Annotated in this window: 9 protein-coding genes; 1 reads left to right on the forward strand and 8 read right to left on the reverse strand. The window is 58.5% G+C overall.

Annotated features, from left to right (window positions below):
* The 8 genes from GXX82_02790 to xseB form a co-directional block, all read right to left on the reverse strand.
* The coding region (locus GXX82_02790; protein NLT21954.1) for a DNA-directed RNA polymerase subunit omega at positions 1–224 on the reverse strand (224 nt) is incomplete at its 3' end.
* Entirely contained in the window at positions 205–840 is a 636-nt protein-coding gene (gene gmk / locus GXX82_02795) for a guanylate kinase (protein ID NLT21955.1), read from the reverse strand. The genes GXX82_02790 and gmk, both read right to left, overlap by 20 nt.
* Entirely contained in the window at positions 830–1,687 is an 858-nt protein-coding gene (locus GXX82_02800; GenBank protein ID NLT21956.1) for a YicC family protein, read from the reverse strand. Before GXX82_02800 ends, gmk begins: the two co-directional genes overlap by 11 nt.
* 21 nt (positions 1,688–1,708) lie before the next feature.
* Positions 1,709–2,257, reverse strand: a complete 549-nt coding sequence (locus tag GXX82_02805; GenBank protein NLT21957.1) for a DUF4416 family protein — start codon at positions 2,255–2,257, stop codon at positions 1,709–1,711.
* Positions 2,227–2,976, reverse strand: a complete 750-nt coding sequence (locus GXX82_02810) for a TlyA family RNA methyltransferase (protein NLT21958.1) — start codon at positions 2,974–2,976, stop codon at positions 2,227–2,229. Before GXX82_02810 ends, GXX82_02805 begins: the two co-directional genes overlap by 31 nt.
* Positions 2,958–4,811, reverse strand: coding sequence for a 1-deoxy-D-xylulose-5-phosphate synthase (locus tag GXX82_02815; GenBank protein NLT21959.1), 1,854 nt, complete (start codon positions 4,809–4,811; stop codon positions 2,958–2,960). Before GXX82_02815 ends, GXX82_02810 begins: the two co-directional genes overlap by 19 nt.
* Complete coding sequence (locus GXX82_02820; protein ID NLT21960.1) at positions 4,811–5,695, reverse strand: polyprenyl synthetase family protein; 885 nt, start codon at positions 5,693–5,695, stop codon at positions 4,811–4,813. The genes GXX82_02815 and GXX82_02820 overlap by 1 nt, the downstream gene beginning before the upstream one ends.
* Positions 5,695–5,916 carry an exodeoxyribonuclease VII small subunit gene (gene xseB, locus GXX82_02825; protein NLT21961.1) on the reverse strand — a complete coding sequence of 74 codons (222 nt, stop codon included), beginning with the start codon at positions 5,914–5,916 and terminating at the stop codon, positions 5,695–5,697. The genes GXX82_02820 and xseB overlap by 1 nt, the downstream gene beginning before the upstream one ends.
* 113 nt (positions 5,917–6,029) lie before the next feature.
* Between xseB and GXX82_02830 the strand changes: the two genes are divergently transcribed.
* A complete protein-coding gene (locus tag GXX82_02830) occupies positions 6,030–6,851 on the forward strand; it encodes a protein serine/threonine phosphatase 2C family protein (GenBank protein NLT21962.1) in 822 nt (273 codons plus the stop codon).
* Positions 6,852–6,909 lie beyond the last annotated feature (58 nt).

The raw sequence follows: 6,909 nt of genomic DNA on the forward strand, positions 1-6,909 counted from the left end.
GACAGCTGGTAGGGGGTCTCTTTTGTTTCTATGGATTCTTTCTTTTCGAAATAGATGTGTTTCTCGGCGATCTCTCTCAGGGAGGTCACGATCTCCCTGTTCGTGGACTTCGTAAGGGGCTTCGCGCCCTTGATGAGCTGCTTCGACCGGCGCGCCGCGAGATGGACAAGCTCGAAACGGTTCTCCACCATTTCCATGCAGTCTTCAACAGTTATTCTTGCCATTATCCTCTCTCCTTATATCGTCGATCGCTTTCCGGAACCTTCCGTATGCCTTTTCAAGATCGTCGTTGACGATAGTATAGCCGAATTCACCTTTTCTTGCAATTTCTTCTTCCACGCGCTTCATCCGCGTCTCTATCTCTTTCTCGCCGCGCAGGGACAGGCGGCAGATGAGCTCTTCCACCGAGGGAGGCTCGATGAAGATGAGCCGTGCCGCCGCGCACTGACCGCTGATGTTGATCGCCCCCTTCACGTCTATGTCGAGGATGATGTCCTTTCCCGTCTGCAGAATGGCCAGGATCTCTGCCCGGGGGGTCCCGTAGAGATTCCCGTGGACCTTCTCCCATTCGAGAAAATGTCTTTTCGCTATCATGGACTCGAAGGTTCTCTCGTCGACGAAATGATAGTCCTTGCCGTCGATCTCGTGCACCCGTCTTTGCCGTGTCGTGTAGGAAATGGAAAACTGACTGCGACCGTCTTCCCTGAGGAAGCGGTCGATCAGGGTTGACTTGCCCACACCCGACGGACCGGAGACGACAATGAGGACACCTTTTCTCAGATCATCGGGGCGGGCCGCGGCCGGGGACGCCGTTCCCTTTCCATCCGGGTTATTCGACATTCTGCACCTGTTCCCGCATCTTCTCTATCTCCACCTTAATTCCTATGACGCGCTCGTTTATATACAGGTCGTTGGACTTGCTCCCGATTGTGTTCGTCTCCCGCACCATCTCCTGGATGATGAAATCAAGCTTTCTGCCCATGGGTTCGAGGGATGCCAGGGTGCCGCGGAAGTTGTCGAGGTGCCCCGTCAGGCGCACGATCTCTTCCGATATGTCGACGCGTTCCATGTAGATGGCGATCTCTTGAAGGACCCGGGTCTCATCCACGGCGACGGATTGTGTTATCTCCGCTATCTTGCCCCGGAGCCTCTCCTCGTGGGCCTTGATGACCTCCGGCCAGCCGGTCTGTATCTCGGCAAGACTGGCGGTTATGGCATCCAGTCTTCCGAGAAGGTCGTTCATGATGTGCCCGCCTTCCCGTGCGCGCTCTTCGTTGAGGGCGGCAATGAGGTCCGAGCATGCGGCCGTCAGGACGTCCTCGGGAAGGCTGTTGTTCTCCTCGTACGCGAAAACGTCCTTGAGTGTGAAGACGCTCTCTATCGTCAGGTCCCCGGTAAGCCCGTAGTTCTCCTTCAGATCGCGCGCCATCGCGGCGTATTGCCGCACGACGTTCTCGTTCACCCTGGGTATGGCGATCTCGTCAGAGGCCTTTTCCCACTTGATGGTGACATCCACTTTTCCCCTTTTGACGTGCTTTTTCACGAGGTCCCTGAGTTTCTGCTCCGATGCGTAATCGGTCCGGGGAAGCCTGATGTTCATTTCAAGGTAGCGGCTGTTGAGGCTCCGGGCCTCGCTCACGATCCTTCCTGCGGGGAACTCCTTTTCGATCTTTGCGAATCCTGTCATGCTTCTCGGCATAATCCACCTTCATGGGTGCGGGTCTGCCCGCCCGCTGGTTCTCAGGGATTCCCTGCAGAGCTCTCTCCACCGGTTGAAAAGGGCTATCGTCTGCTCTTCGGCGTAATCCGGGTATGTCCACTCAAGAGGGCGATATGACCCGTTGTTGAACATGAGCGTCAGGTCGGCGTGTATCCCTTTCCCCAGGTAGATCCTGTGCGCGTATCCCTTTGTAGTGGCGAGTATAACATGTTCCAGAGCGATATATCCAGAGTCAATGTTCACGGTCCTCCTGCCTTCCTTCGCGAAGAGGTCCTCCGTGGCATTGGTGGATACCTTGATATCCGGGAGGACGTTCCGGTCGACAAGAGGTGAGAAGAGGACGTAGGATCGCATAAGTCCTTCGCCCATTTCCCTGTTGTAGTATGTCGTGTGGGTAAAAAGGGTCGGAGGGGTTCTATCTTCAACGGGTCCCATGGTCCTGTTGAGGGAGTCGAGGACCGCTTCAAGGTCCGCGTCCCCGTTGAAGATGATGCTGGCGAAGAGCTTTACCTGCCGGGGGTGCCCGATCTTTCCCATAGGATGAAGTATTCCTTGTTCTTTCTCTCTTTTTCCCTGGGGGCCTCTACGGTTCCGACGGCGTCAAGGCCCAGTGTCCCGCCGAACTGCCTGATATCCTCGAGCACGGACTCGATCCTCCTGGCGTCCTTCACGATGCCGCCCTTGCCCACATTATATCTCCCCACTTCGAACTGCGGCTTGACGAGGGAAATGATGCTGCCTTCTTTGGCGAGAACGCCTGCGGCCGCGGGGATGATCTTCTTCAGGGAGATGAATGACACGTCTATCGTGATGATATCGACCCTTTCACCGATGTCGGAGGCGGTCAGGTAGCGGGCGTTGAAGTTCTCCCTGAGGACTATCCGTTCGTCGCCCCGGAGCTTCTCATGGAGCTGGTGCGTCCCGGAATCGACGGCGTAGACCTTCTTTGCCCCTTCCTTGAGGAGGCAATCGGTGAACCCGCCTGTTGAAGAGCCGATATCGAGTGCTGTCCGGCCGTGGACGGAAAGGCGGAAGGTGTCGAGGGCGGCCTTGAGCTTGACGCCGCCGAAACTCACATAGGGGATGGGATCTCCCCTGACCTCGAGACTGGCGGTCTCGTCTACCTTCCGGTCCGCCTTCAGGACCCTCTCACCGTCGACGTACACCTCACCGGCCATGACCAGCACCCGGGCCTTTTCCCGCGACGGTGCCAGGGCGCGCTTTGCAAGCAGGACGTCTATTCTTTCCCTAGCCACGTCCGGACCGTTCTCACTATCCCATCGAGGTCGATGCCCAGAGACTTGCGCAGTGTTCCCTGACCGCCGTGGGTGACGAAGACATCGGGGATACCCAGTGACCTGAAGGGAATGAGCGATCCCACTCTGGCGAGGGCCTCCCCGACTCCGCTGCCGAATCCCCCGATGACCACGTTCTCTTCCAGGGTGAGGATGCGCCCTGTCCGTGCGGCCACTTCGGCAAGGAGGTTCTCGTCCATTGGTTTAATGAACCTGCCGTTGACGACGCCGGCATCTATGCCGTCGTCTGCGAGCACGCCCGCGGCCTCCATGGCCGTGGCGACCATGTTCCCACAGGCTATCATGGTGATGTCCCTGCCTTCGCGGAGCAATTCCCAGGTGCCGAAAGGTATCTCGTGGAAGTCATCTTCGATCGGCACGCCCAGGGCCTCCCCGCGGGGGTAGCGGATGGCGACCGGCCTGGCGTAGCGGTACCCGGAATAGAGCATCTGCCTGAGCTCATTCTCGTCCTTCGGCGCCATGAGGACCATGTTCGGGATATGGCGGAAATAGGAAAGGTCGTAGACTCCGTGATGGGTGGGCCCGTCCTGTCCCACTATCCCGCTGCGGTCCACGGCGAACACTACGGGCAGGTTTTGCAGGCACACGTCGAGGATGATCTGATCGTAGGCCCTTTGCAGAAAGGTGGAATAGATGGCGACGAAGGGCTTGAGCCCGCCGAGGGCGAGGGCCGCCGAAAAGGTGACCCCGTGCTGCTCGGCGATGCCTATGTCGTAGAACCTGTCGGGGAAGATGGCGGAGAACTTGTCGAGGCCCGTGCCGAGGCCCATGGCGGCCGTGATCGCCACCACCCTTTCGTCCATCTTCGCAAGGTCGACTATCGTGTCGCCGAAAACGTCGGTATAGGTCTTCTTTCCCCTGGAAAGGCTGTTGCCGGTGGTGAGTTCGAAGGTCGAGATGCCATGGAACCGTTCGGGGTCGTCCTCGGCGTGGGTGTAACCTTTGCCCTTCCTGGTGATGACGTGGACGAGCAGCGGCCCTTTGAGCCTGCTCACGTTCCTCATTGTCTCGAGGAGGTGTTCCATGTTATGGCCGTCGACGGGACCGACGTAGGTGAAGCCGAGTTCTTCAAAGATCATCCCCGGCCCGAAGATCCCCTTTACGGTCTCTTCCAGGTACCGCGCCGTCTTGTAGATGGTCGGCATGGTCTTCATCCGGTTCTTCAGCTCCTCCCGGACGCTGCTCATGAACTCTCCCGTCATGATCCGGTTGAGATGGCTCGCCAGTCCCCCGACGTTCTTTGAAATGGACATCTCGTTGTCGTTGAGGACGACAATGATATCGCTTCTGAGGTGTCCGGCGTGGTTCAAGGCCTCGAAGGCCATGCCACCCGTCAGCGAGCCGTCCCCGATGACGGCTATGATCCTGGAGGACGAACCCAGCTTCCTCTTGCTCTCGGCGAGCCCCGCCGCGACGGATATGGAATTGCTGGCATGGCCCGTGTCGAACACATCGTAGGGGCTTTCCGCCTTGCAGGGGAAACCGGAGAGCCCCCCGTCCTGGCGGATCGTGCAGAAGCTCTCCCGCCGGCCCGTCAGGAGCTTGCACGTGTAGCACTGATGGCCGACGTCCCAGACTATCTTGTCTTCGGGAGGGTTGAAGACGTAGTAGAGGGCGATGGTAAGCTCGACGGTGCCGAGGTTCGAGGCAAGGTGTCCGCCCGTCCGGGATATGACGTCGGTGATGAAGGGACGTATCTCGCCGGCGAGCTCGACGAGTTGGGCAACGGACAGTTTCTTGAGATCCTCGGGTGAATTGATTGTCTGGAGAAGCATTACGAAACCCTGTTGCCGATGAAGCGCGCTATGTCCTCGAGAATGCGGCCGTTATCTCCCAGGAATGCGATCGATCTCACTGCTTCATCGACGAGTTGCTCCAGTTTGTACTTGGAAGCGAGAATACCGTAATGCTTGACGTAGGTCTGCTTGTTCGCGTCCTTTTTCAGCTTCTTGCCAACCATTTCCTCGTCGCCTTCCACGTCGAGGATATCGTCCATGATCTGAAAGGCGAGCCCTATGGCATCGCCGTAGCGGGTGAAGCCCTTGAGCTCCCTCGCCCTGGCGCCGCCCGCGATCGCGCCGACCCGGACGGACGCGCGAAGCATGGCGGCCGTCTTGTGGGAATGGATGTAATGGAGGATGTTCCTGGTGCCTTCCTTGTTCTCGTATATTATGTCCATCACCTGACCGCCGACCATCCCTTCGGCCCCGGCCGCGTGGGCTATCTCGAACACGATCTGCTTGGATATCTTTGGACTTACCCTTTCCGTGAATCGCTGGTCCGTGAGGACCCTGAAAGCCTCGGTGAGCAGACCGTCACCGGCCATGATGGCCACGGCGTCACCGAAGGCCCTGTGGCATGTCGGCCTGCCGCGCCGGGTATCGTCATTGTCCACGCAGGGGAGGTCATCATGGATGAGGGAGTAGGTGTGGATCATCTCGAGGGTGCAGAAGCAGGGGAGGAAGTCGTCGGCGCTCCTTCCCTTGGCCTCGCAGGCGGCTATCGCAAGAATGGGCCGGATCTTCTTCCCGTTGCTGAAAAGCATGTATTCCATGGCATTCCTGAGAATGCCGGGAGTGGAGACGAAGCTCGCGCAGATGTCCCTGAGCATATTCTCGACCACTATTTTCTTGTCATGGAGATAGCTTGCCAGGTCCACTATTCGTCATCCCCGGGGAAGGGGGTCTTTTCCACCGTCCCGTCTTCTTTCCTGATCAGTATATCCACCTTCTTCTCGACCTCGTCAAGCCTCCTCGAAAGCTCCTTCGTGAGGCCGAGACCCTCCTTGAAAAGACCTAACGCCTCATCAAGGGGTATTTTCCCGTCATCGAGGGTTTTAACGATATCTTCCAGTTTTTTCAACCCTTCTTCAAATTTCATGATGGAAGTACTTATTATAGACCTTTAGCATTCGCTTTTGCAAGTATTGATTTGCCCCGCCGGGACGGCTTTTCACCCTGTGAAAAAGACGGCATCCGGGGTAGAATATCCCCATGGATATCCCCCGGGGGATCAGTGAGGAGATAGGCTTCAGGCGGACCATGGAGGACGAGCATGCCTTCTACGAGGACCCCGCCAGGCTTTTCTTCAGCGCCGAGATATATGACGGGCACGGGGGCAGGCAACCCGCGCAGATAGCCGCCCAGATGCTGACCCCCTGGTTCCTTCGCTCCTGGTCGCGCGAGCGGGAACGGCCGCCTGGTGAGCGCAGGGACGAGGCGGACATCCTTCGCGAGGCCTATCTTGCCGTCGATGCTCATCTCGTCGGCCGCCGCGTGCAGGCGGGGACCTGCGCCGCCCAGCTGTATCTCATCGGAGAACGTTTCCTGGCGGCAAATGCGGGCGACTCCAGGGTTGTCATCGGCACGGGGCAGGGAGCGGCCGTCCTCACCGAGGACCACAAACCAGACACCCGGGCGGAGCGGTCCCGTGTCGAAGCCCTCGGCGGAAGCGTGGTCTTGCTGGGTGTCCCGAGGGTCGAGGGTATCCTGGCGATCAGCCGGGCCCTGGGGGATGCCTGTCTCAAGCCTTACGTGAGCGCGGAGCCCCGCATAACGGAGGGGGTGCTGGGCTCGGAGAACGACGTGGCGGTCCTCGCCTGCGACGGGGTATGGGACGTTCTGTCACCCGGCGAGGTCATTGACGCGGCACGGCAGGAGAGGGACCCGCGGAAAGGCGCGGAAGGGATATCGCGCATGGCCCTCGACAGGGGCAGCACGGACAACATCACGGTGATCGTGCTGGACCTCAGGAAATACACGTCGGTCCTGAAGAACCGGAAGATGGTGATCCAGAAGGTGCATGACAGAGCGTGAAAAAATGACAATGACCAATGATCAAATCCCAATGACCAAGGAAGAAGATAATGACCAA

Source organism: Syntrophorhabdus sp., from assembly GCA_012719415.1.
In the GTDB taxonomy this organism is placed as follows: domain Bacteria; phylum Desulfobacterota; class Syntrophorhabdia; order Syntrophorhabdales; family Syntrophorhabdaceae; genus Delta-02.

Excerpts from the sequence above, each read along its gene's own strand:
- gmk (NLT21955.1), bottom strand. The coding sequence starts at position 840 with ATGTCGAATAACCCGGATGGAAAGGGAACGGCGTCCCCGGCCGCGGCC.
- GXX82_02800 (NLT21956.1), bottom strand. The coding sequence starts at position 1,687 with ATGACAGGATTCGCAAAGATCGAAAAGGAGTTCCCCGCAGGAAGGATC.
- GXX82_02805 (NLT21957.1), bottom strand. The coding sequence starts at position 2,257 with ATGGGAAAGATCGGGCACCCCCGGCAGGTAAAGCTCTTCGCCAGCATC.
- GXX82_02815 (NLT21959.1), bottom strand. The coding sequence starts at position 4,811 with ATGCTTCTCCAGACAATCAATTCACCCGAGGATCTCAAGAAACTGTCC.
- xseB (NLT21961.1), bottom strand. The coding sequence starts at position 5,916 with ATGAAATTTGAAGAAGGGTTGAAAAAACTGGAAGATATCGTTAAAACC.
- GXX82_02830 (NLT21962.1), top strand. The coding sequence starts at position 6,030 with ATGGATATCCCCCGGGGGATCAGTGAGGAGATAGGCTTCAGGCGGACC.